We start from the raw sequence: 23127 nt of genomic DNA, 5'->3' as shown, positions 1-23127 counted from the left end.
CTTTAAGAGGCAAATTCACCTGAGTCTATTTTGCATCTTTTTCGTTCTTTTTAAGTTTTTTTGCGCTTTTATGTAACAAAAAAGCAAAAAGATGCTATACTAGTATCAGAAAGAAGGTGACTCATGTATCAGGAACAACGATTAGAGAAAATATTAACACTTTTGGAGGAGCGCGGAAACCTATCTGTCAAGGAAATGGTTGACGCATTAGGTGTTTCCAAAGATACCGTCAGAAGAGATTTCGACTGCCTCAGCCAGAGGAATTTGGCTCAGCGTACCCATGGTGGCATTCTTCCAGTAAAAAATACCACTGTTCTTGGCTTCCAAGAACGTCAGAAAGGACTCACTGAAGACAAGAAAAAAATGGCAGACCTAGCGCTTAGCTTGATCAAAGACCAATCTCTACTCTTCTTCGATGTCTCTACCTTGATACTTGAAGTCTCACAAAAATTGACTAAGAAGGTCACTATCTACTCCCACTCTTTGGACAACGCCTTGGTCCTAAGTGGCAAAGAAGGCGTTGACTTCCATCTCTTGGGAGGAAGATTTTACAGTAAAAACCGCTTCTACTATTCGCTTCACGAAGCCCAGCTCTTGCAACATCTACAATTTGACTTAGCCTTCTTTGGAGCGGCTAGTCTCAATCAAGGAGTGGTCAGTTATGAGGACGAGGAGGATGTTGCTGTTAAGCAACTGGCCATGCAGGCTGCCCGAACCAAGATTCTTATTGCTGAATCAGACAAGTATGAAAAACATTCCAAATATATCTTGGGTAAGATTAAAGACTTTGACTACTGGATTACAGATAAAAAACCTGATCCTGATTTGGTCGAAGCCCTTAAAGACAGAGTAACGATTTTATATGATGGAAAGGATAGCGATTATGAATAATATCCGTTTGATTATCAGTGACATTGATGGTACTATTCTCACTAGTAACCACCAGGTAGATGAACAACTGATTGAGGTAATGCCAGAGCTTGAAAAGGCAAATATTCCCTTTGTTTTAGCATCTGCCCGTTCTCCACTAGGGATGCAACCAATCGCTCATAAACTGGGACTTCATGACAATCCCATCGCCTGCTACAACGGCGCCTTAGTACTTGAGGGTGACCGTACTATCATCCAACACCCTGTGGATAAAGCTGAAATTCAAGAACTTCTTAGCTACTTATCCACAGATTATCCAAGTGTCTCTGTGAATATCTACTCTGGCAAGGACTGGATTACCAACAAACTAGACAAATGGTCTCAGTTGGAAGGAAGTATCACGGGTGAATCTCCTATTATTAAGGAGCTGCAAGACACGGTCTCAGATTCAGAGCCTCCTATCCACAAGCTTTTGTTGATTGATGAACCTAAAGTTATTCAGGACCTCCATCAAAAACTCCTAAGCATGGATTTTCCACAGACAGCCTTTTACTTATCCAAAGATAACTATCTTGAAGTCACAGCCAAACATGTTTCTAAAGAACACGCTCTCATCGAGGTTGCCAAATATTACAACCTTCCTCTTGAAGAAGTCATGACAATCGGAGATAACTTCAACGACAGTCCTATGTTGGCTCTAGCTGGCCTGGGAATTGCTATGGGCAATGCACCTGAAGGGGTTAAGGAAACTGCAAACTTAGTAACGACTTCAAATGATGAACATGGTGTGGCTCAAGCTATTACAGAACATGTCCTAAACTAAGCCAATATCTAATGGTGGGAACAGCCTTTAATTGCCAACTCGAATTTTAGAACAAAAGGAAAGGTGCCCCAGAGGTACCTTTCTTTTTTCAACGAAAAAAGCCCTCCTCTTTCAAAGAAGGACTAGATTTTCTATAGGTAAAGAAGAAGACCCACAAGGATTCCAATGACGTAGCCTGCTAAAACATCACTAGGATAGTGAACACCACCTAGCACGCGCAAAAGAGCTAGAGCGCCCGCCAGAAAAAGCATAGCCCCACCTAGCCAGGGGTTAAGCGTCAGCGCCAACATAGCAATAACAGTCGCTGAGAAAACATGCCGGCTGGGAAAGGACTTGCCTAGACTGTCCTTCTTAATAAGGGATTGGATAGCCCAAGTCTGGTATGGACGCGGTCGATTATAGAGACTACGACCAAGAGAAAGAAGGAAAAAGCCTCCCCCCATAATAAGCACTGTCGTAGAGAGAATAAACCAGCCACCCCTTAGCAAAACCCAAATAAGAAATATAGGAAAAAGCAGGTAAAAAGTCCTAGTTATAATTTTGTTCAAGCCTTCTAAAACCTTAGCGTAAGGACGTAAAGGAGTACTAATCCTATCGTAAAATCGTTTATAATTCATCATCCGTTAGAAAAAAGGGAGTGACACAGAACTAAATTTCAAAAATCTAGCTTCTAGTCTCTCCCCTCAAGTTTAATGAGATAGTCTTCCGAGGTTGAAGTCTCTTATCTCGACCTCTATTTGTCTATCTTAGAGTTCAGCGATTTGGTAAAGTTCAAGTTCAGCAGCTGTTTCTGAACCAAACATGTTAATCATGATTTTAACCTTGTTGTTTTCAATTTCTACAACACGGCCTTCTTGACCCATAAAGGCACCATCAATGATTTGAACCACATCACCAACCTTGATATTAGTATCAAAGACATCAACAGTTTGACCCATTGAAATCAAGATTTGACGGATTTCTTCTTCCAAAAGTGGTGTTGGTTTAGAACGGTTACCGTGAGAACCAACGAAACCAGTAACGTTCGGAGTATTACGGACAACGAACCATGCTTCGTCTGTCATTACCATCTCAACAAGAACGTAACCAGGGAAGCGGTTTTCTTCCACTTCTTTAACTTTACCGTTTTTCTCAACATTGACAGTTTGAGTTGGGATTTCAACACGCAAGATATTTTCAAGCATGTTATAAGTTTGGGCACGTTGCAAAAGGTTTTCTTTAACTTTGTTTTCGTATCCTGAATACGTTTGAAGGACGAACCAGCCCTTGTCGAATGAATCTAGCATTTTAGGATTCCTTTCTTTTTTCTAAATGACATTTAAACACCTTTGGCTAGCTATCTTCTAGATGCGAGTGTTAAATGTAAATGAATGCCTATGGTTTAATTCAAAGCGTAATAAAAAAGCCTGATGGCCCTTGTTCTCGCTTTTATCTGCATTTATTATAACAAAAAAGAGCAGGCATTCCCACTCTTTTTGTGTTTTCTTTAGAAAAAGTTAATCAGTGCTGACATAGCGCGACTCAACAATTCATCAAACGCATAGATGATGACAGTGAAGAACGCAGTATACTCAAGAACTGAAATAAAATCATGCCAGCGTTGTTTACGGTCTGGCCAAGTCGTGTCTTTCAAGACTTTGAAAATACTTCCAGTTTGTCTCACGGTGTCTCCTATCTTGTTTCCTTATGCAAGGTGTATTTTTTACAATGTTTACAAAATTTGTTAACTTCTAGTCGTGTTGGTTTGGGAGTGCTACTCACATTAATTGAGTAGTTTCGGCTCCCGCATTCAGCACACGCTAGGCTTGCTTTTTTCTGTGCCATAACGCCTCCGTTCTTTTTATCTTACCACTTTTAGGTGCAATTGACAAGCTATCTAAACAGACCTGAGAAGGAGTCTGTAATCTTATCCCATAGGCTACTTGCCTGATCTTTAACGTCATTCACAACATCTGATGCCTTATCTGTCCATGACTTGTTACTACTATTACGTGAGTCATTTGGATCTGCCGTATAGTCTAGGGTTTGACCATCAGCTGCATAGGCATTTTCAACAGTAAACTCAGTACCTGGTGTATTTGGTAGAACATCCGCAGCGATATAGCTGAAGATTGTCGAAGCTGTTCCCGAGCTAGCTCCTGTTAGGTAGTGACTTTCGTCAGTCTTATCAAAACCAATCCAGGTCGTCATGACCACATCAGGAGTATAACCAATCACCCACTGGTCACTAGTCAAATCCTTGTTGAATTCAGCCTGAACAGTACCTGTCTTACCTGCCATTGTGTAACCCGTGTAGTTGGCATTCACAGCGGAACCATTTGAGAAGGTACCAAGCATCATGCTGGTCATCTGGTTAGCTACTGACTGGCTGATAACACGTTTAGACTTCTTACTATGGGTAGCAATAATGTCTCCACTGGCATTTTCAATTTTAGTGATGAAATAAGCTGTATTCATCTCACCACCATTAGCAAAGGTCGCATAAGCCTGAGCCATTTGAAGAGGACTGGCTGTCACACCACCACCAAGTGAAATTCCAAGTTCTTCCGGAACATTGTCAAAGTTAAGACCAAATTTTTGACCGTAACTAATCCCCTTTTGAATACCGATTTGATTAAAGAGGTAAACTGCTGGGATATTGTAGGAGTTGGCCAAAGCTTGATACATGGGCACATCCTCTGTCTCAACACCACCGTAGTTGGTTGGAGTATAGCCGTTATAGTCGATTGGTTTATTTGGAAGGTCCTTATTGATGCTCCATCCTGAAGCCAGAGCTGGGGCATAGACCACTAAAGGTTTGATGGTCGATCCAGGACTACGTTTACCTTGGGTTGCATAGTTAAAGTTACGGAAGGTTGTGTCACTGGTACCACCTACACGACCTACTAGACCACGGACCGCTCCAGTTGTTGGATCAAGTGCCACACTAGCTGACTGAGCTGTACTACCATCACTTTCTGATGTAGGGAAGAGATAGGTATTTTCGTAGGTTTGTTGCATATTGGCTTGTGAGTTGGCATCCATCTCTATGTAGATCTTGTAACCATTTTTAACGATTTCATCCTCACTCAAACCATAAGTTTTCGTAGCTTCTTCAATGACAGCATCAAAGTAAGACGGATACTTGTAGTCATCGCCAGTCCCTTGATAGGTATCATCCAGACGACTAGCCATATCAACTCCAGCCGCACTGTCGGCATCTGCCTGACTCAACTTCTTGTCATCAACCATGTTGGCGAGGACAGTGTTTCGACGGTTAGTCGCATTTTGGATATTATCGATTGGGTTATAAATTTCAGGTCCCTTAAGCATACCCGCGAGGGTCGCTGCTTCATCAACAGTTAGATTGGCAGCACTTGTCCCGAAGTATTTTTGGCTAGCATCTTCAACACCCCAAACCCCATTTCCGAAGTAGGCATTATTGAGGTACATAGTAAGGATTTCTTGCTTGCTGTATTTCTTGGTTAATTCCAAAGAGAGGAAGAATTCCTTGGCCTTACGAGTGACTGTCTGTTCTTGTGTCAAGAAGGCATTTTTAGCCAACTGTTGGGTAATGGTCGAGCCACCACCAAAGCGTCCCATAGATACAATGGCCAAGAGGAATCGCTTGACGTTAACACCGCTATTTTCGTAGAAGGTACGGTCCTCAGTTGCTATAACAGCGTTCTCTAGGCTATCACTAATGGCATCCAGCTCCACATAGGTCCCTTTTTGCCCTGACAAAGAACCAGCTTGATTGCCTTCTTTGTCATAGATAACCGTAGTTGCTTTCAAGGCATCTTGAAGATCTGAAACATTGGTCGTCTTGGCAATATAGAAAAGGTAGGAACCAACTGTCAAAACCAGCATAGCTACCAAGATAAAGAGAATTTTACCAATATGATAACGACGCCAGAAACGACGAATAGGATTTCTTGGCGAAAGTGTAAACTTGCTCAAGAACGCCTGAACCTTACCTAAAGGTTTGGTGGTATCAATAGGTTTCTTTTGCTTAGAACGTTGATAACGTGACGTCTCTTGACTTTCCTGAGACATATCTAAGTCTTCAACAGCTTGTTCAACCTCATCAGGTTTCTTAGCAAAGAGTCCCTTTATCTTATTTTGTAAATTCTTCGATTTTTCAGCAGGCTGGGAATCCTTACCCTTTCCGCTATTTTCTTCTTTAAAAAGTTTGTTTTTTAGATTATCAAAAAATGTCATAACCCTATTATACCAAGTTTTTACAGATTCTGTCCTCTTTTAAACGTTCATGATATAATGAAACCATGACTTTACACGTAGAAATTATCAATCCCTATCCTGCAACAACTGTCAAAGACTTGCTAGAAACCAAGCTCCTCATTCCTCGTAAGATTCGTCATTTCCTACGCACGAAAAAGCACGTCCTCATCAATGGAGAAGCTATTAACTGGCAGAGTCCTGTTGAAAAAGGCGATAAGATTAGTCTGACTTTTGACAAGGAGGACTACCCTGAAAAAATTATCCCTATGGGAAATGCTAATTTGATAGAGCCTCTCTACGAGGATCAACATCTCATCGTGGTCAACAAGCCTGAAGGAATGAAGACGCATGGTAATGAACCCACAGAAATTGCTCTACTTAACCATGTTTCGGCCTATTGTGGGCAAACCTGTTACGTCGTTCATCGACTAGACATGGAAACTAGTGGGGCTGTACTTTTCGCAAAAAATCCTTTTATTCTCCCTATTCTCAATCGACTCTTGGAAGATAAGAAGATTCAGCGTCAATACTGGGCATTGGCTGAAGGTAAATTTCAGACCAAGGAGACTGTGTACAACGACAAGATTGGACGCGACCGCCATGATCGTAGAAAACGAGTGGTTGATCCTAGAAAAGGGCAGGTTGCCTATACAACCTTCACGCGCCTCAAATCCTTCAAAGGAGCCAGTCTGGTCAATTGTCAACTAAAAACCGGACGGACCCACCAAATTCGGGTGCATCTGGCCCACCATGGTCATGCCATTCTGGGGGACCCTCTTTATAGCCACCGCCCCGCATCTCGACTCATGCTCCACGCCCACACTCTTAGTTTCACCCATCCCTTAACACTCGAAAAAATCACTGTTAAGGCGAGTTCAGACAGTTTTGAAAAAGGGTTGAGAAATCACAAATAATAGAAGTAGGCTCATTCTCAAGCATAGTGCGAAAGGATTATCCTAATGATCCTCTAGTTATGACACAGTGGAAGCTTGCAAATAAGTTGCTTTTATTGACTTCAAAAGCCTTGACCGCCTTGAATCTCCCTTTACAATATGTTATCCTTTACATATCATTTAAAATTTGAGGGGTATTTAATTTATGAATCCAGTCGATCAATGGATAACCATTAACGCCAAGTATTTCCCAACAGAACAAGTTCAGTACATCCGTCAACGTCTTGAAGCACTTCCTGAGCAACAACTTTCAATGCTTTACTCAATCAGCTTCCAAGATCCAACAATGTTGTTGATTATTTCACTTCTAGGTGGGACTCTTGGAATTGACCGCTTTCTATTAGGACAAATTGGTCTCGGTGTTGGTAAACTTTTGACGTGTGGTGGATGTGGTATCTGGTCAATCGTTGACTTATTCCTCATCATGGATGCTACTCGCCAATCAAACGCTCAAAAACTATTTGCAGTTATTGGCTAATGAAAAACTATTTCACACGCTTGTGGGCCTACCACCAGCGTTTTTTTAGATTATATCTCTTAGTTTTAGTGGCAGTTTATGGAGTCTACCTTTTACATCTTCCAACACCACTCAGTTTAATCCTAAGACCATTTGGCCTTAAAGCTTGGAGTGCCGGTCTAACACGCGCTAGTGTTAGACTCTTACACCTAGATTGGCAAGGAGCCTGGGACTATAATCCACTGATATATCCTCTAGTGGTCTATATCCTAACCTATTTCTTTCTCTTTCCCATCTTTAGTGATAAGAAGATTATAAGGAAATAAAGTAAAGACTCCCATTGTAGTCCCCTTACACTATTGCTATAATTGTAATTATCAACATTTTTATAATCAAGATATCTGGAGGTTATACACATGAAGCAACAAGATTGGATCGATTTTTTCCAAGCAGTTAATGGTCGTAATCCAAGTATTCAAGAAATGGCTGAAGCAGCTCAGAAAGGCGAGTTTGTCCGAGAAACTCCCAAACAAACTGTCGAAATAACAAAACCTGTCCCACAAAAAGACACTGTAGAAACTAAGCAAGACTCAGAAGGTGTTGAGCCTACAGAACCTGCACCATCAACAGAAGTTGTAGAAACTACCGAAAATGATGTTGACAGCTATGACGTCGCTGAAGAGCCACTCACTAACTCTACAGCAGATGAAGAAGAAACTTTCCAAGCAACTAACTTATCTCAAGAAAAGCAATCAAAGACCTTCCAGGAACAAGTTAAACCTGTTGTAGAAACTGCCAGTCAGACTGTTAACCAATTTGCGAATCAAACTGGTGAAACTTTCCAACAAGCAAGTAAAAATCTAAACGAAACTTGGAAGAAACAAGACAAGAAAACCCAGACAAACTTCATCATGTTAGCCATCGCTGATATTCCATTTATCATCTGGGCCCTCGGAATATATTTAATTGGAGTTGCTAGCGATGAAGTTGGGGCAACGTTACCCTTAGCACTTTTCCTCCTAATTTTTTCTTTACCTTTTGTAGCACTTATAATCTTACCAGCCCTCCTAAATAAAACAGACAAGAAATGGCTAATCTTTGTCTTATCTATCCTCCTAAACTGGACATTCATCGGTTGGGTCATCCTTCTTGTTGTTTCTATCAATATGAATAAGGAAGCAGAGCGTATCAAGCAGCAACAAATGATGATGCAAATGGCAGGTGAACAAGGAAATTCTAATATGTTTAACCCTTTTCACTAATTAATCATTAACAATAAAAAAGAAAACCCAGAAAAAGTTTCTCTACTTTTCCTAGGTTTTTTCTTTTGCTTTTTAAACTCTTAGTAACCCATCATTCCTGGATCCATAGCTGGCGCTGCTGGAGCCTCTGGTTCAGGTTTGTTGGCAACGACTGCTTCGGTTGTCAAGATAAGACTTGCTACTGAAGCGGCATTTTGAAGGGCAGAACGCGTTACCTTAACTGGGTCAATGATTCCTGCTTCAACCATATCTACCCATTCACCATTGGCAGCGTTAAATCCTGTACCAACTGGGCTATTCTTCAATTTATCGATGATAACGGAACCTTCATAACCAGCATTATAGGCAATTTGGCGAACTGGCTCTTCCAAAGCACGGAGTACAATATTACGTCCTGTAGCGTCGTCACCTTCAAGATCAAGTTCAGCGACCTTTGCAATGACGTTAACTAGGGCTGTACCACCACCTGCTACGATACCTTCTTCAACAGCCGCACGGGTAGCATTAAGGGCATCTTCGATACGAAGTTTCATTTCTTTAAGAGCTGTTTCAGTGGCTGCACCGACCTTAACAACTGCAACCCCACCAGACAATTTAGCCAAACGCTCTTGAAGTTTTTCACGGTCAAATTCAGATGTTGTTGTTTCCAATTGAGACTTGATGAGGTTAACACGGTTAGCAATCGCTTCTGCGCTTCCTGCACCTTCAACGATAACTGTGCTATCCTTATCCACAGTTACTTTCGAAGCTTGACCAAGTGCTGCCATAGTTGCATCCTTAAGCTCAAGACCAAGATCCTCAGTGATAACAGTTGCTCCTGTCAATACGGCAATGTCTTCCAACATTGCTTTACGACGGTCACCAAAACCAGGGGCCTTAACAGCAACAACATTGAAAGTTCCACGAATCTTGTTAAGAACAAGTGTAGGAAGAGCTTCACCATCCACATCATCAGCAATGATCAAGAGTGGACGACTTGTCTTAAGCACTTCTTCCAAGAGTGGAAGGACATCCTGGATATTTGAAATTTTCTTATCCGTCACAAGGATAAATGGATTATCAAGGTCAGCTACCATTTTTTCATTATCAGTAACCATGTACTGAGAAAGATAACCACGATCAAACTGCATACCTTCAACCACTTCGAGTTCTGTCTCCATACCACGAGACTCTTCAATAGTGATAACACCGTCATTACCAACACGTTCCATAGCTTCTGAAATGTATTCACCAACTTTTTCAGAACGTGATGAAACCGCTGCGACTTGGGCAATAGCTTCCTTATTAGCAACTGGTTGAGCAATGGCTTTCAACTCTTCAACCGCTGTAGACACAGCTGCTTCAATCCCACGACGGATACCGATTGGATTAGCACCAGCCGTTACATTTTTTAGACCTTCACGGACAATAGCTTGTGTCAAAACAGTGGCTGTAGTTGTTCCGTCACCGGCAATATCGTTAGTTTTTGAAGCCACTTCGCTGACCAGTTTGGCACCCATATTTTCAAAGTGATCTTCGAGTTCGATTTCTTTAGCAATTGTCACACCATCATTAGTGATAAGAGGTGAGCCAAAAGCTTTTTCCAAAACCACGTTACGACCTTTAGGGCCAAGCGTTACCTTAACTGTATCAGCCAAAGTATCAACACCACGAACCATTGCTGCGCGTGCATCTGATGAAAATTTAATATCTTTTGCCATAGTTACTCCTTCTTTATCTTAGTTTATATCTGATTAGCATTGACCTAAGCTAGGACCGCTAAAATATCTGCTTCACGGATAATTGAAACGGAATCATCTCCGTCTTTAACATTGACACCTGCACCATTTTCAACAAGGACTTTATCGCCTGCTGCAACACTAGGTGCAATCAATTCACCAGTAAGAGTACGGATTCCTTCACCTACTGCTAAAACCTCAGCAGTCTTTGTAGCTTCATGACTGGCTCCTGCCAATACAAAGCCACTAGCTGTTTTTTCTTCTGTTTCTTCAAAACGGACAACGATACGATCGCCCAATGGTTTCAATGCCATACCAATTACCTCCAAATGTTATTTGTTATTAGTAACGTGTGAAACGTTATTTTTAGCACTCATTAATCAAGAGTGCTAATCTATATATTTATTTTAGCACTTGGTCAAAAATAGTCAAGAAAAAACTACCCAAAATCTGAACTTTGGATAGTTTCTTTTTGCTTATTAACCGAGTACCAAGGCATCGTCATTGAGGACTTGTCCACTATTTTTGTGGAAGAGATCCATAAGTTCTGCAACAGTGAGATTTTTCTTTTCCTCACCTCGCACATCGACGACGATTTTACCATGGTAGAGCATGACCAGACGGTTCCCATATTCGATAGCATGTTCCATATTATGGGTAATCATAAGAGTTGTCAACTCTTGTTCTTCAACAATCTTACGCGTCAAATTCATAACCATATCACTTGTCTTAGGATCTAGTGCAGCTGTATGTTCATCTAAAAGCAAAATCTTTGGACGAACCAAGGTCGCCATAGCAAGTGTCAAGGCCTGACGTTGTCCACCTGACAAGAAATTAGCATCGGTCTTCATACGATTTTCAAGCCCAAGACCAAGATCTATCAAAGCTTCCTTGAACACTTGACGTTCGCTCTCAGTAATAGACTTTTTAAAGAAGCTACGTTTCTTACCTCGACGATAGGCAATCGCCATATTTTCTTCAATAGAAAGGTTTGTCGCTGTCCCCATTCGAGGATCTTGGAAAACACGGCTAATATCTTTAGAGCGCTCATCTACAGATGCTTTCTTAATAGATTGTCCCTCCAACAAGATATCCCCTTCATCAATGCTAAGAACACCAGCGATTGAATTCATCAAGGTTGATTTACCAGCACCATTTCCTCCAATAACAGAGATAAAGTCTCCCTGCTCAATGTCGAGATCCAAACCACGAAGGACGTGATTTTCATTGACTGTGCCTTTTTCAAAGGTCTTGTGAATCTGTTGTAAACTAAGTAAAGCCATTACTTGTCACCTCCTAAAGTCAAGGATTTGTTAGGTTTGATTTTCAATTTTTGTCGTACTTCTGGTACATATAGGATGACAGCAAGCAAGATGGCTGAAGCCAATTTCAACATTTGAGCATCAACGTTCATGGCAAGGATAATAACCAAGACTAGACGGTAAAGAACAGCTCCTACAACAATTGACCACAGGCGTTTACCAAGTGGTAGATACTTGACGATAACTTCAGCCAAGATAATTGCAGCTAAGCCATTTACGATTGTACCAGTACCCATATTCATATCCGCATAGCCATTGTTTTGAGCTAGGAGGGCACCTGATAGGGCAATCAAACCGTTGGAAATCATGTAGCCAAGAATCTTCATACGGTCAACCTTGATACCATTAGCTTCACCCATGGCAAGGTTATCACCTGTTGCACGAAGGGCCAGACCAACCTGAGTATTAAGGAGGACAACTAGCATGAGTACCACAAGACTCACAAAGATAAGTCCTAATAGAATCACACCATTCAGCTTAGACAAACCGAGTCCCATCACCATAGTTACTAGCGTATTATGTCCTGATAGAGAGACATTGGCACTTCCAAGAACCAAAAGGTTAACGGAATAGAGCCCCGTTAAGGTAATAATCCCTGTTAAGAGTGCTGGTATCTTCATTTTCGTATGCATAAAGCCAGACACAGCTCCAGCAAGCATACCAGCCACAAAACCACCGAGAGTCGCAAAGATTGGGTTGATTCCACGGATAATCATGATAGTTGTCGTAGCAGCACCAAGTGGGAAGGCCCCTTCAGCTGTCAAATCAGCAAGGTCCAAAATACGGAAGGTAATGAAGACCCCAATAGCCATAATAGCCCAGAGAAGGCCCTGAGAAATGGCTGTTAGCACCACATTTGAAAATCCTTTTTTAGAAGACTTATTGACCTTAAGCTTAATGACACCCTTATCTTTTTTAGCAATTGGTTTGTCATCTTGCGTTGATGCTTTAGATTCCTCGTCACTAATGCTAGAAACATCAATACCAAGTTCTTTAGCCATGTCATGGTTAACCACAACATTGAGGGTTTTAGGATACTCGGCATCGACATCCGTGACCTTCTCACCTCGGAGAATACGGCCTGCCAACTTACCTGTTTGACGTCCAAGCGCTTCATAGTTAGTTCCATAAGTGAACAGGACACCTTTTTCTACACTACCAGCGTCACTACCAACAACTGGAACCTTAGTCTCTTTAGAAAGATCTACCAAGGTATTAATAGCACTAACAATGGTATTGTCAGTTGGGATGAAGATGACTTGGGTCTGACTCATCAAGCTCTTGGCTGTATCTTGGATATCATTGGTTGATGAAATTCCTTTGATAACCGTTTCAATACCAGCTTCCTTGAAGTATTTCTTGGCTTCTTCAACCTGAACTTCCGAGTTACGCTCGCTGGTCGTGTACATAATCCCAACTTTTTTAGTATTTGGAAGGACCTTTTTCAACAACTCAACTTGTTTGTTGATAGGGGACATGTCACTTGTCCCTGTCACATTTCCTCCAACATTGTCCATAGACTTAACCAGTTTAGCTGAGACTGGATCTGTGACAGCTGTAAAGAGAATTGGCTTGTCCTTTGTCAAACTACTCAAAGACTGGGCTGCTGGGGTTGCGATAGCCAACATAAGATCGTTATCTTCAATAAGCGACTGAGAAATCGTCTGCAAGTTAGACTGATCCCCTTGTGCATTCTGATAATCAATTTTGATGTTCTTACCGTCAACATAACCTTCCTCTTTGAGTTCTTCAATGAACCCTTTACGTGTCGCTGACAAGGAAGGATGTTCCACATATTGGAGCACACCGACGTGAACCAAATCTTTATTAGAAGCATTGGAACATGCTACCAAGAGGACAGCTGTGATAACAGCCATCATACTGACCAAGAATTTCTTCATCTTGTATACCTCTATTTTTTATTCTATCTATTTCCAATTTTCTTTTATGCTTTTTCCGAGACGATAGGGTCAAAAGAAAATTAAAAATAGACCACGGTATGAAAAAAACCAGTTAGGACAGGCCCAACTGGTTTTATGCATCTTGACTAGCACAGGCTAGCTTATGTCACCGGTTAGACCTATTCATCTAATCGGCTAATCCATCACAAAATGCTTTAGCTTCATAGATACAAACTGACTGACGCTTGTATCCTGAAACACAAACGTCCTATCTAAAGAAACTAAAGTAATAAAAAGCTTTAAGATTTCCCAAATGGGTCGCTTTATTAAGCATGTGATGCCTCCGTAGTTACGATAGTTTTAAGTTTACACTATTTAGACAATTCTGTCAAATTGGAATTTACTCTCTTTTCTCTCAATTTATCATTATCACTGCAAAAGAAAATCTCTTCCTGCTCCAGCAAGAAAAGATTTTTTAATCTTAAGCATCTTGTTCTGTTGTTAAGATAGCAAGTGTTTCAATCAAGTTATCGGCATTAACTTCAATAGTATCACCAGTTGCCTTGATTTTAACTTCAACAACACCTTCGCAAGCTTTTTTACCAACTGTAACACGGATTGGAAGTCCAATGAGGTCACTATCAGAGAATTTAGAACCGACACGCTCATTACGATCATCTGTCAAGACATCATAACCTTCAGCCATAAGAGCTGCTTCCAAACGTTCTGTCAAAGCATTGGCTTCTTCATCCTTAGTGTTAACTGTGATCAAGTGAACATCATATGGAGCCAATTCTTTAGGGAAGTTAATTCCCCATGCATAGCGGTATTGACCTTTTGGTGTCTTGTTAACAAAGAGACGTGCATGTTGTTCAATCACAGCTGACAAGATACGGCTAACGCCGATACCGTAACATCCCATGATAATTGGAACAGCACGGCCATTCTCATCAAGAACGTTAGCACCCATACTTTCAGAGTAACGTGTCCCAAGTTTAAAGATATGACCAATCTCGATACCACGCGCAAACTGAAGGACACCTTGACCGTCTGGAGAAATTTCACCCTCTTTAACTTCACGAATATCCACGTATTCTGCCTTGAAGTCACGCTCTGGGTTAACTCCTGTCAAGTGGTAACCATCTTCGTTAGCTCCAACAACCGCATTAGCCACATCTTGAACCTTACGGTCCGCAACGATGCGAACATTTTCAGGAAGGTTAACTGGACCAAGGGAACCGAAGTTAGCACCAAAGACTTGACGTGCTTCATCTTCCGTAGCTGGTTCGAGGAAATCAGCTGCAAGGTAGTTTTTCAACTTCACATCGTTAACCTGATCATTACCAACGAGAAGAGCCACTACTGGTTCATCATCAGCGATGAAAAGTAAAGTCTTGATGGTTTGTTCTTCTGGAACATTCAAGAAAGCAGCGACTTCATCAATTGACTTGCAGTCTGGCGTTTCAACTCGAGTCACTTCTTCTTGAGTCACAACCTTAGTCGCTGGTGTGTAGGCGTTTGTTGCCATCTCAAGGTTAGCTGCATAGCTTGACTCTGTAGAGTAGGCAATTGTGTCTTCACCAGATACCAACCATGATGTCAATTCTTTCTTGATTTCTTCCATGACATCTTCTGGGATCTCATCCAATGAAGCAATTGACTTGTCAAGAACTACCCAACGGTTGAGATCTGTACGCTCAGGAGTAACCGCCATAAATTCTTGAGAATCCTTACCACCCATGGCACCACCATCACCGATGATTCCCTTAAATTCAAGGCCAGCACGTGTAAAGATAGCCTCGTAAGCTTTACGGTAGTCTTCATAGGTTACATCCAAATCTTCATAGTTTTGGTGGAAACTATAAGCATCCTTCATGATAAATTCACGTGTACGAAGAAGACCGTTACGAGGACGTTTTTCATCACGGTATTTTGATTGGATTTGGTAGAGGTTAAGTGGCAATTGTTTGTATGATTTAACTGCATCACGAACCAAGGCTGTAAACGTTTCTTCGTGAGTTGGACCGAGGATAAAGTCAGATTTATCACGGTTTTTTAGTTTATAAAGGTCTTCACCGTAAGTTTCATAACGGCCTGACTCACGCCACAAATCTGCTGTCAAAAGCGCTGGCGCCAACATTTCAACCGCACCGATTTTTTCAAACTCCTCACGCATGATAGTTTTGAATTTCTCGATAGCACGATTTGCCAATGGCATATAAGCATAAATACCAGCAGAAACCTGACGCACGTAACCCGCACGTACCATAAGGGCATGACTGATAACTTGAGCATCACTTGGCATTTCACGAAGTGTTGGAATCAACATTTTACTTTGTTTCATCATTTACATACTAAGGAGGCTGGCCCTTGGGTCAAGTCCCTTAGACTTCCTTTCGTTTCTTTGTTTCTAATTAAAAGAAAGCACGCATAATATCATTCCAAGTGACTGCAATCATAAGAACAACCATGATAGCAACACCTGCAAGTGTAATATAGCTTTCAATTTCTTGATTAAGTGGTTTACGACGAATGGCTTCAATAATATTCATAACAATTTTTCCACCGTCAAGGGCTGGAATTGGGATAAGATTGAAAATTCCCAAGTTAATTGAGAGCATCCCCATAAGGTTAAGAATGGAAATCAAGCCACTTTCTGAAGCCTGGGCAGACATCTGGAACATGGCAACTGGTCCACCAAGTTTATTCAAACTAAAGTTGGTGATAAGCCCCTTGAGTGCCGCGAGAATTTTGAAGGCCCCTTCCCAAGCCATTTGGAAACCACCAAAAATCTTATCTTTTAGACCTGTTTTTAAGGCTGGAGAAACACCCAAAAAGTAGCTACCTTGACTCTCCTTAGGTTTAACAGAAACCGTTTCTTCCTGACCGTTACTTCTCTTAACCGTCACAGAAAGGCTGTCACCTTTGGAGAATTTTTGAGTATTCTCTGTCAATGCTTCCTTCAAGCTGTCCCAATCAGTAACCTTGTCCTTATTAATGGCCTCGATAGCATCACCATTTTTCAAGCCTGCTACCTGAGCAGCACCACCATCAGCCACCTGAATACGGTTGGTTGATGTGTCTTGAACACCACCTTGAACAAAGGCTAAGATAATAAAGACAAGCACCCCAAGAATGAAGTTATTCATAGGACCAGCAAAGTTGGTAATTAAGCGTCCCCAAATGCTAGCATTTTGATATTGAACATCCTTAGGAGCGATACGAAGTTCTGTACCATCCTCCTCAACGATAGTGGCATCATGGTCAACCTCATAGGTCTTGGTCTCATCTAGGACTAGACCTGTAATGGTTAACTTATCTTCCAAATCATAGGCAGTGACGTTCATAGGTAAAGCCGTCTGGTCAACCTGGCGATCCGAAAGGTTGATACGTCTTACCTTACCATCTGACCCAATCGTTAGACTAGCAGGACTACCTGTTTTAATCTCAGTTGTATCTTCACCCCAACCAGCCATACGGACATAACCACCCAAAGGGAGGATACGGATAGTATAAACGGTACCATCCTTACCAGTGTGTGCAAAAATTTTCGGTCCCATACCAATGGCAAATTCACGAACCAAAATTCCTGAACGTTTGGCGAAAAAGAAATGACCAAACTCATGGAAAACGACAATCACACAGAAAATCAGTAAAAAGGTAATAATAGCTTTCATCTAGACACCCCCACTCTTAAAAAAGTCCTAGGAAGTGCATGATTGGGAAAACGAAAATCCAGCTGTCACAACGGTCCAAAATACCACCATGCCCAGGAATGAGATTGCCTGAGTCTTTAACGCCAAAGTGACGTTTAATAGCTGATTCAACCAAATCACCAAATTGACCAAAAATACTAAAGAGAATCGTACAGATAAGCAACCAGAAGAAGTTATGAGGGGCATAAACTCCGTGGTTAATCAAACCAAAGATAAGGGCCACAATGATTGCTGATAAGATACCACCGACACTACCTTCAATAGTCTTGTTTGGTGATACTTTTGACAATAGCTTGTTCTGACCAAATTGACGACCAAAGAGGTAGGCACCAATATCTGTTGCCCAAACAATAAAAAGGGCAAAAAGAACTTTTTCCCAGCTATCCATACGTGCCGCAATAAGATTTTGGAAACCAAAACCAACATAAAAGGCTGAAGCAATGGGATAAGCTGCATCATCAAAAGAATAGTGGTCGCTATTAAGGACAGTTCCTGCTAGAATCAAAAATGAAATAACAGCAAATCCTGTCACACTAGCATTTGTTGGAAGGCTGATAAAATACTGGTCAATCGGAACAGCCAAGATAAAGGCTGCCACCATTGATAAAATACCCTCGATAGAGAAAATCTCCAAGTGCTTCATACGAAGCATCTCAGACACCGCAACCATGGCCATAGCTCCAACTAAAAGTTGGAAAGGAAGACCACCGATAAAGAGCAATGGGAGGAAAATGGCTGCTGCCACACCCCCACCAATTAAACGTTCTTGCATGAGAGGTCCTTTCTAGACACCACCAAAGCGACGGTGACGTTTATTGTAGTCAGAGATAGCTTGACGTAAACCTTTCTGGTCAAAGTCTGGCCAGAAAACATCCGTGAAGTAAAACTCACTATAGGCCGATTGCCAAGGCAAGAAATTACTAAGACGAAGCTCACCACTTGTACGGATAATCAAATCCGGATCACGATAGAGGTAAGGCAACTTGTCTGTCATCAAATGCTTAGCAATAAGATCTTCATCAATAGCTTCAAGAGAGAGTTTGCCTGCTTCAACTTCTTTAGCAATCGCTTGAACTGCAGATACAATCTCCGCACGGCCACCATAGTTAAGTGCAAAATTGAGTACCAAACCAGAATTATGTTTCGTCTGCTCAACTGCTTTTTCAAGAGCATCTAAGGTTTCCTTAGGTAGACGACTATTATCCCCAATAGTTAAAATACGAACATTGTTTTTATCTAATTCTGGTACATACTTGTTAAAAAATTCAACTGGCAAATTCATGATGAATTTCACTTCATCCTGTGGGCGTGACCAGTTTTCAGTTGAGAAGGCATAGACTGTCAATACCTTAACTCCAAGTTGTGACGCTTCGATAGTTACCTTTTGCAAGGCATCCATCCCAGCCTTATGCCCCATCACACGTGGTTGTAGACGTTTTTTAGCCCAACGGCCATTTCCATCCATAATAATGCCAATATGGTTGGGAATATTGACTAGAACCTCTTGATGAGATTTTTTTCTAAATTTAAACATGGAATATCCTCTAAATATAGTTTACCCTTTATTTTACCACATTTTCAGGGGTTCTGAACAGCTTTTAATACCGATAAGATTAGAAAACGCAAAAAGACCAGGATTTAACCTAGTCTCAAATACACATCTTAGTTTTCATCAGAAGACTCAATTGCTGAATCTTCTTCAATAATTGTCTTTTTAGTTGTTTCTGCTGTCTCTGTAGTTGGTGCTGGCGTAATCACTTTCATGATTGAACGACTCAAATCAAAGGTCAAGAAGACACCTTCTGCATCCAAAACGATACGGTTATTCTCTTTATCAATCTCATCAACAACAGCAATCAAACCACCAATTGTTTCAACTTCAGCACCCTTAGCAAGACCTGCAAAACGATCTTCCTGGGCCTTTGCTTGGCGACGACGGCTGAAAGCCACATAAGCAACAATTGCGACCACATAAATGGCCAAAACTAGCATCATATTCATATTTCGTATTCCTCCAATAATTCACTTGGCTACTACTATATCAGATTAAGTCAGGACAAGCAAGACAAATCCTTAGACAGACCACATAAAAACACTTTCCTTATGACGGAAAGTGCTGAATGAGATTACATATCTGCTACGTTGTGATATACCTTTTGAACATCATCGTCTGCTTCAAGCGCATCAATAAGTCCTTCGAAAACTTCAAGGTCTTCACCTTCAAGAGTAACCTCAGTTTGTGGAATCATTTCAAGTTCAGTCACTTGGAACTCTTCTTGTCCGTTAGCACGGAGAGCTTCCAAAGCTTTGTGAAGATCTGTTGGCTCAGTATAAACAGTGATAGTACCATCTTCTGCTTCTACATCTTCAACTTCTACATCTGCTTCAAGCAATTGTTCAAAGATTGCGTCTGCATCTTCACCTGCAAAAACGATAACACCTTTTTTATCAAACATGTATGAAACAGAACCTGAAGCACCCATGTTACCACCGTTTTTACCAAAGGCAGTACGTACGTTAGCAGCTGTACGGTTAACGTTTGAAGTCAAAGTATCTACGATAATCATAGAACCATTTGGTCCAAAACCTTCATAACGTCCTTCAACGAAAGTTTCATCAGTGTTACCTTTAGCCTTATCAATGGCCTTATCAATAACGTGTTTTGGCACTTGCGCTTGTTTAGCACGCTCCAAAACAAATTTCAAAGCTGAGTTTGATTCTGGATCTGGTTCACCTTGTTTAGCAGCCACATAAATTTCGACACCAAACTTAGCGTAAACCTTAGAGTTTGCACCATCTTTAGCAGTTTTCTTAGCAACGATATTAGCCCATTTACGTCCCATGGGATTCACCTCTTCTAAGAGATTTGTATCTCTGATTTGTTTTTTCTTTTTTGAAAATAGCAAAGCTTGCTAAATTCACAATCCCTTACATTATAGCACTTTGACTGCCGTTAGTAAAATTGAAATAAATCCTAAGCATTTATCATATGAAACATTTACTCAGTCCCCTCTCCCAAACGAATAATCTTATCAAAATATGGTTCATTTCCCTTTATAAGATGGTGGGTAACCGTGATATAAGTGATATTAGGATCACTTAATAAAAGGTGCTCAATACGAGTAGCATTATTATGGTCAAGATTTGCAGTGGCTTCATCAAAAATCACAACAGAACTTCCTTTTAAAAACGCTCTTATCAGGCCTATTCTTTGTTTTTGACCCTCCGAAAAGCTACCGTCGCTTACTTGCTCATCTATACGACTTAAGAAAGATAAAAGATTAACTCTTTCAAGAACTTCCTTGATCTGCGTATCAGTAATAACTTCATTCCAAAGAGTTAGATTGTTCCTCAAGGTATCATTATAGATATGAGTTTGACTCCCAACATAGGCACATTTAGACACGATTGAGTTCTCATCAATCTCTTTTGACTCCAATTTTCCAAACAAGATTGTTCCCTCGTAATCTTTAAGATTGCCTAGGAATATATTAAGCAGGGTTGACTTCCCACTACCTGAGCATCCAGTAATAGCATACTTGCCTCCTTTTTTAAAGGTTTGGGTGAATCCCTCAAAAATAGCCTTCTCTCCAAAATGATAACTTACATTCTCAAAATGAACATCCTGAATTGTCGCTATACAAGTCTTTGGACCCTCTGGAAAATCGTGAAATTTTTTTAAGATAGGATTGACAGACTTAATGGTCACTTGCAGCTGATTAATGGTGGATAGAGAGTTAAAAATATTACCTGATATCTGTCCTACTGAGGTAATGGTTCCAACAGTAATATTTCCAAAAATAATTAACAAGCCAGTTAGAAGAAGTATCAACATCTGGGCGATAACTGAAAATAAAGCCATCAGCGTCTCAGTGCTAGTCTTTCTTTTTGTAAAAATAATTTTTTGTACAATATATTTCTCAACAATGGACCTCACTTGTCTAAGAAATATCTGTTTACGACTAGCGTAATAAACATCCGCATATCCATATAACTGATCGCTTATTCCAGAAACAAGCTCCTCATTCGCTTTGGAAAATATCTCCATTGATTTCTGCATTTTATTGGTAAATGGTTTGGGAAGATAAGTCAGACACAAAGTTAAAAAAATGGCTAGCAGAACAATCCTTACATCATAACTTAATAAGGCGATAATTGAAAACAAAGTGGTGAATACTGTTGAACAAAGAGTATAAATACTTGAAAAGCCATTTGATTCAATCAATTGGATATCATTATTTAATACTGAGAGATGCTCTCCAATATCACTCTTTCTAAATTCACTAAAAGAATGGTGAATAATTTTACTAAGATAAGACTGACGAATAGACAAAGTCATTTTTTGGATTAATTTTGTTTGATGTACCGCAATAATATAATTCAAAACTAAATAAATAATGTAAAGACCTACCTCTAGACCTAAGAGAGCTAAAAAAGATTGGATTCGCTTAGATACCAGCTGATTCGTCATTAAAGCTAAGGTTACCGAGGCACTCACGAAAATAGCAGCATTCAGTGCTAACAGTAGGATATGAACTAAATTGTCATACTTGTATTTAAGAATATAGGTTCTCATAGATTTCCTCACAATCTAAATCACCTTGGTATATAATCAGTTGGATAAATTGAAGACATTGGAATACCATATATCCATTGAAAATTAAAAACCATAGTGATGTCGTACTATGGTCTTAGTTTATTCTATTTTTTAACTCACTCTATAAAATTGTCATATAGTGGAATTTAACAACTCTTGATACTCTGATTCCTTAGCAAGCAATAACTTTTCCGCACCTAAAGTCCTAAGAGTTTCTAAACACCCCTCAATTAGATTTCTCCCTTCAGCAACTTCACCCGACTTTATCAAGTAAGACCCCATTACAAATATCAACTCATGTCTTTCATATAAGAGGACCTCAGGAATTCCACTATCATTGACTAAATCTAAATAGTATTTCGCTGAATCTAGTTCATCACGTCGTAAAAATTCATAAGCTGCATTAATAAGAAGACTAATTCGGATTCTTTGATTTGAGTCGCTATTTCCAAAAAGTCTAGTTCTATACACAATCTCCTTGGTCAAAACATTAAGTGTCTGGGTGGAAATAAACGACATACTATTTCCTAATATGATTAACTCTCTTTTTCCCCATTGTTCAATGCTAAAAAGATAGTCTGTTAATTCCCTTACCTTATTTTCATCAACCTCTTTATTTGAAACACTTGCCAAAAAAGATTCTAGCATAATACTGTTATAGAGAAATGATTTGTCTTGTGTGAGCTCAAATTTACGACGCTCTTCTCCAGCGTACTTCTGTAACGATAAACTATCGTTTTGATAATAAGCCTTACTAGCACTTTCTAATAACTTTTCAGTATGAGTCGGATTATCTTGAGATAAAATACCATAGAACTCTTCAATACTGACATCCAATTTATCTAACAAAAGAAAAAATCTAGATAATGAGATATCAGATTCTCCACGTTCAAATTTTGATAAGAAAGATACTGATAAATAATCACTAGCAAGTTCTTTCAATGTCAAATTCTTTGATAAACGAATTTTTTTCAACAAAGCACCCATTTCCACAGGTCCAATCATGATTCATCCTCCTATGCTTGAACTAATTATAGCAACAATCATCCCTAAATTAAAGAGCCACAAAACCCAACTAGCCCGTCCGAAACGTTTAGAATAAAAGTTCGTAAATTAAGCTACAAGAAATCATTAATGGAGAGTTTTAGCCTACAAATGGTTAAAAAAAGACCAGCCAAAGCTGATCTTATCTGATTACGGCTCTATAATTTCTGTAGTGGGTAAAACCACTATAGAGATTATAGAGCTTTTTGAGTATACACAAAAAGTCCCATAAGAACTATAATG

At 40.2% G+C, this 23127-nt stretch carries 23 protein-coding genes; 6 read left to right on the top strand and 17 right to left on the bottom strand.

Translation table 11 applies throughout. The annotated features are described in order from the left end of the window. Positions 1–123: 123 nt before the first annotated feature. Both AX663_RS07435 and AX663_RS07430 read left to right on the top strand, forming a co-directional pair. Positions 124–891 (top strand): DeoR/GlpR family DNA-binding transcription regulator, encoded by a 768-nt coding sequence (locus AX663_RS07435; protein ID WP_060973137.1) that lies wholly within the window; start codon positions 124–126, stop codon positions 889–891. Further along, positions 884–1693 carry a Cof-type HAD-IIB family hydrolase gene (locus AX663_RS07430; RefSeq protein WP_060973136.1) on the top strand — a complete coding sequence of 270 codons (810 nt, stop codon included), beginning with the start codon at positions 884–886 and terminating at the stop codon, positions 1691–1693. Before AX663_RS07435 ends, AX663_RS07430 begins: the two co-directional genes overlap by 8 nt. A gap of 131 nt (positions 1694–1824) precedes the next feature. On the opposite strand, the gene AX663_RS07425 is transcribed toward AX663_RS07430, so the two are convergent. The 5 genes from AX663_RS07425 to pbp2a form a co-directional block, all read right to left on the bottom strand. Then, on the bottom strand, positions 1825–2313 hold the full coding sequence (locus AX663_RS07425; RefSeq protein WP_060973135.1) for a phosphatase PAP2 family protein: 489 nt from the start codon (positions 2311–2313) through the stop codon (positions 1825–1827). Positions 2314–2439: 126 nt separating this feature from the next. Continuing rightward, a complete protein-coding gene (nusG, locus tag AX663_RS07420; protein WP_002883644.1) occupies positions 2440–2979 on the bottom strand; it encodes a transcription termination/antitermination protein NusG in 540 nt (179 codons plus the stop codon). Positions 2980–3179: 200 nt separating this feature from the next. Beyond that, a complete protein-coding gene (gene secE / locus AX663_RS07415) occupies positions 3180–3356 on the bottom strand; it encodes a preprotein translocase subunit SecE (RefSeq protein WP_002883656.1) in 177 nt (58 codons plus the stop codon). Positions 3357–3364: 8 nt separating this feature from the next. Then, a complete protein-coding gene (rpmG, locus tag AX663_RS10435) occupies positions 3365–3517 on the bottom strand; it encodes a 50S ribosomal protein L33 (RefSeq protein WP_002886472.1) in 153 nt (50 codons plus the stop codon). A gap of 48 nt (positions 3518–3565) precedes the next feature. Next, positions 3566–5893 (bottom strand): penicillin-binding protein PBP2A, encoded by a 2328-nt coding sequence (pbp2a, locus tag AX663_RS07410; protein ID WP_060973134.1) that lies wholly within the window; start codon positions 5891–5893, stop codon positions 3566–3568. A gap of 65 nt (positions 5894–5958) precedes the next feature. Here pbp2a and AX663_RS07405 point away from each other — a divergent pair, with 65 nt between their 5' ends. The 4 genes from AX663_RS07405 to AX663_RS07395 all read left to right on the top strand — a co-directional run bounded on the left by AX663_RS07405 (position 5959) and on the right by AX663_RS07395 (position 8586). Next, positions 5959–6828, top strand: coding sequence for an RluA family pseudouridine synthase (locus tag AX663_RS07405; RefSeq protein WP_060973133.1), 870 nt, complete (start codon positions 5959–5961; stop codon positions 6826–6828). 184 nt (positions 6829–7012) lie between these two features. Beyond that, positions 7013–7345: a TM2 domain-containing protein gene (locus tag AX663_RS07400; RefSeq protein ID WP_013989998.1), complete on the top strand. Its 333-nt coding sequence runs from the start codon at positions 7013–7015 to the stop codon at positions 7343–7345. After that, complete coding sequence (locus AX663_RS10430; protein ID WP_073689661.1) at positions 7345–7650, top strand: DUF2752 domain-containing protein; 306 nt, start codon at positions 7345–7347, stop codon at positions 7648–7650. Before AX663_RS07400 ends, AX663_RS10430 begins: the two co-directional genes overlap by 1 nt. A 90-nt stretch (positions 7651–7740) precedes the next feature. Further along, on the top strand, positions 7741–8586 hold the full coding sequence (locus tag AX663_RS07395; protein WP_002889817.1) for a superinfection immunity protein: 846 nt from the start codon (positions 7741–7743) through the stop codon (positions 8584–8586). Positions 8587–8666: 80 nt separating this feature from the next. Here the strand turns inward: AX663_RS07395 and groL are convergent, their stop codons facing one another. The 12 genes from groL to AX663_RS07335 all read right to left on the bottom strand — a co-directional run bounded on the left by groL (position 8667) and on the right by AX663_RS07335 (position 22845). After that, positions 8667–10286: a chaperonin GroEL gene (gene groL, locus AX663_RS07390; RefSeq protein WP_060973132.1), complete on the bottom strand. Its 1620-nt coding sequence runs from the start codon at positions 10284–10286 to the stop codon at positions 8667–8669. A 44-nt stretch (positions 10287–10330) separates the two neighbouring features. Then, entirely contained in the window at positions 10331–10618 is a 288-nt protein-coding gene (groES, locus tag AX663_RS07385; RefSeq protein ID WP_002883604.1) for a co-chaperone GroES, read from the bottom strand. 165 nt (positions 10619–10783) lie between these two features. Continuing rightward, the gene (locus AX663_RS07380; RefSeq protein ID WP_002889814.1) at positions 10784–11587 is read right to left on the bottom strand and encodes an ABC transporter ATP-binding protein; all 804 of its coding nucleotides are present in this window, start codon (positions 11585–11587) and stop codon (positions 10784–10786) included. Then, a complete protein-coding gene (locus tag AX663_RS07375; RefSeq protein WP_037600173.1) occupies positions 11587–13527 on the bottom strand; it encodes an ABC transporter substrate binding protein in 1941 nt (646 codons plus the stop codon). The genes AX663_RS07380 and AX663_RS07375 overlap by 1 nt, the downstream gene beginning before the upstream one ends. Before the next feature lie 481 nt (positions 13528–14008). Next, complete coding sequence (locus AX663_RS07370; RefSeq protein ID WP_142236163.1) at positions 14009–15871, bottom strand: proline--tRNA ligase; 1863 nt, start codon at positions 15869–15871, stop codon at positions 14009–14011. 70 nt (positions 15872–15941) lie between these two features. Then, positions 15942–17204, bottom strand: a complete 1263-nt coding sequence (rseP, locus tag AX663_RS07365; protein ID WP_060973131.1) for an RIP metalloprotease RseP — start codon at positions 17202–17204, stop codon at positions 15942–15944. Between the two features lie 16 nt (positions 17205–17220). After that, positions 17221–18015 (bottom strand): phosphatidate cytidylyltransferase, encoded by a 795-nt coding sequence (locus AX663_RS07360; RefSeq protein WP_060973130.1) that lies wholly within the window; start codon positions 18013–18015, stop codon positions 17221–17223. Positions 18016–18027: 12 nt separating this feature from the next. Continuing rightward, complete coding sequence (locus AX663_RS07355) at positions 18028–18777, bottom strand: isoprenyl transferase (RefSeq protein WP_060972221.1); 750 nt, start codon at positions 18775–18777, stop codon at positions 18028–18030. A 128-nt stretch (positions 18778–18905) separates the two neighbouring features. Beyond that, positions 18906–19244, bottom strand: coding sequence for a preprotein translocase subunit YajC (locus tag AX663_RS07350; protein WP_022496558.1), 339 nt, complete (start codon positions 19242–19244; stop codon positions 18906–18908). A gap of 125 nt (positions 19245–19369) precedes the next feature. Further along, positions 19370–20086 (bottom strand): YebC/PmpR family DNA-binding transcriptional regulator, encoded by a 717-nt coding sequence (locus AX663_RS07345; protein WP_002883635.1) that lies wholly within the window; start codon positions 20084–20086, stop codon positions 19370–19372. A gap of 155 nt (positions 20087–20241) precedes the next feature. Continuing rightward, positions 20242–21819, bottom strand: coding sequence for an ATP-binding cassette domain-containing protein (locus AX663_RS07340; RefSeq protein ID WP_022496557.1), 1578 nt, complete (start codon positions 21817–21819; stop codon positions 20242–20244). Positions 21820–21972: 153 nt separating this feature from the next. Beyond that, the gene (locus AX663_RS07335; protein ID WP_037600167.1) at positions 21973–22845 is read right to left on the bottom strand and encodes a helix-turn-helix domain-containing protein; all 873 of its coding nucleotides are present in this window, start codon (positions 22843–22845) and stop codon (positions 21973–21975) included. Between the last annotated feature and the right edge of the window lie 282 nt (positions 22846–23127).

It is taken from the genome of Streptococcus sp. CCH8-H5, assembly GCF_001556505.1.
GTDB lineage: Bacteria > Bacillota > Bacilli > Lactobacillales > Streptococcaceae > Streptococcus.
This window is presented reverse-complemented; position numbering and strand designations above follow the sequence as displayed.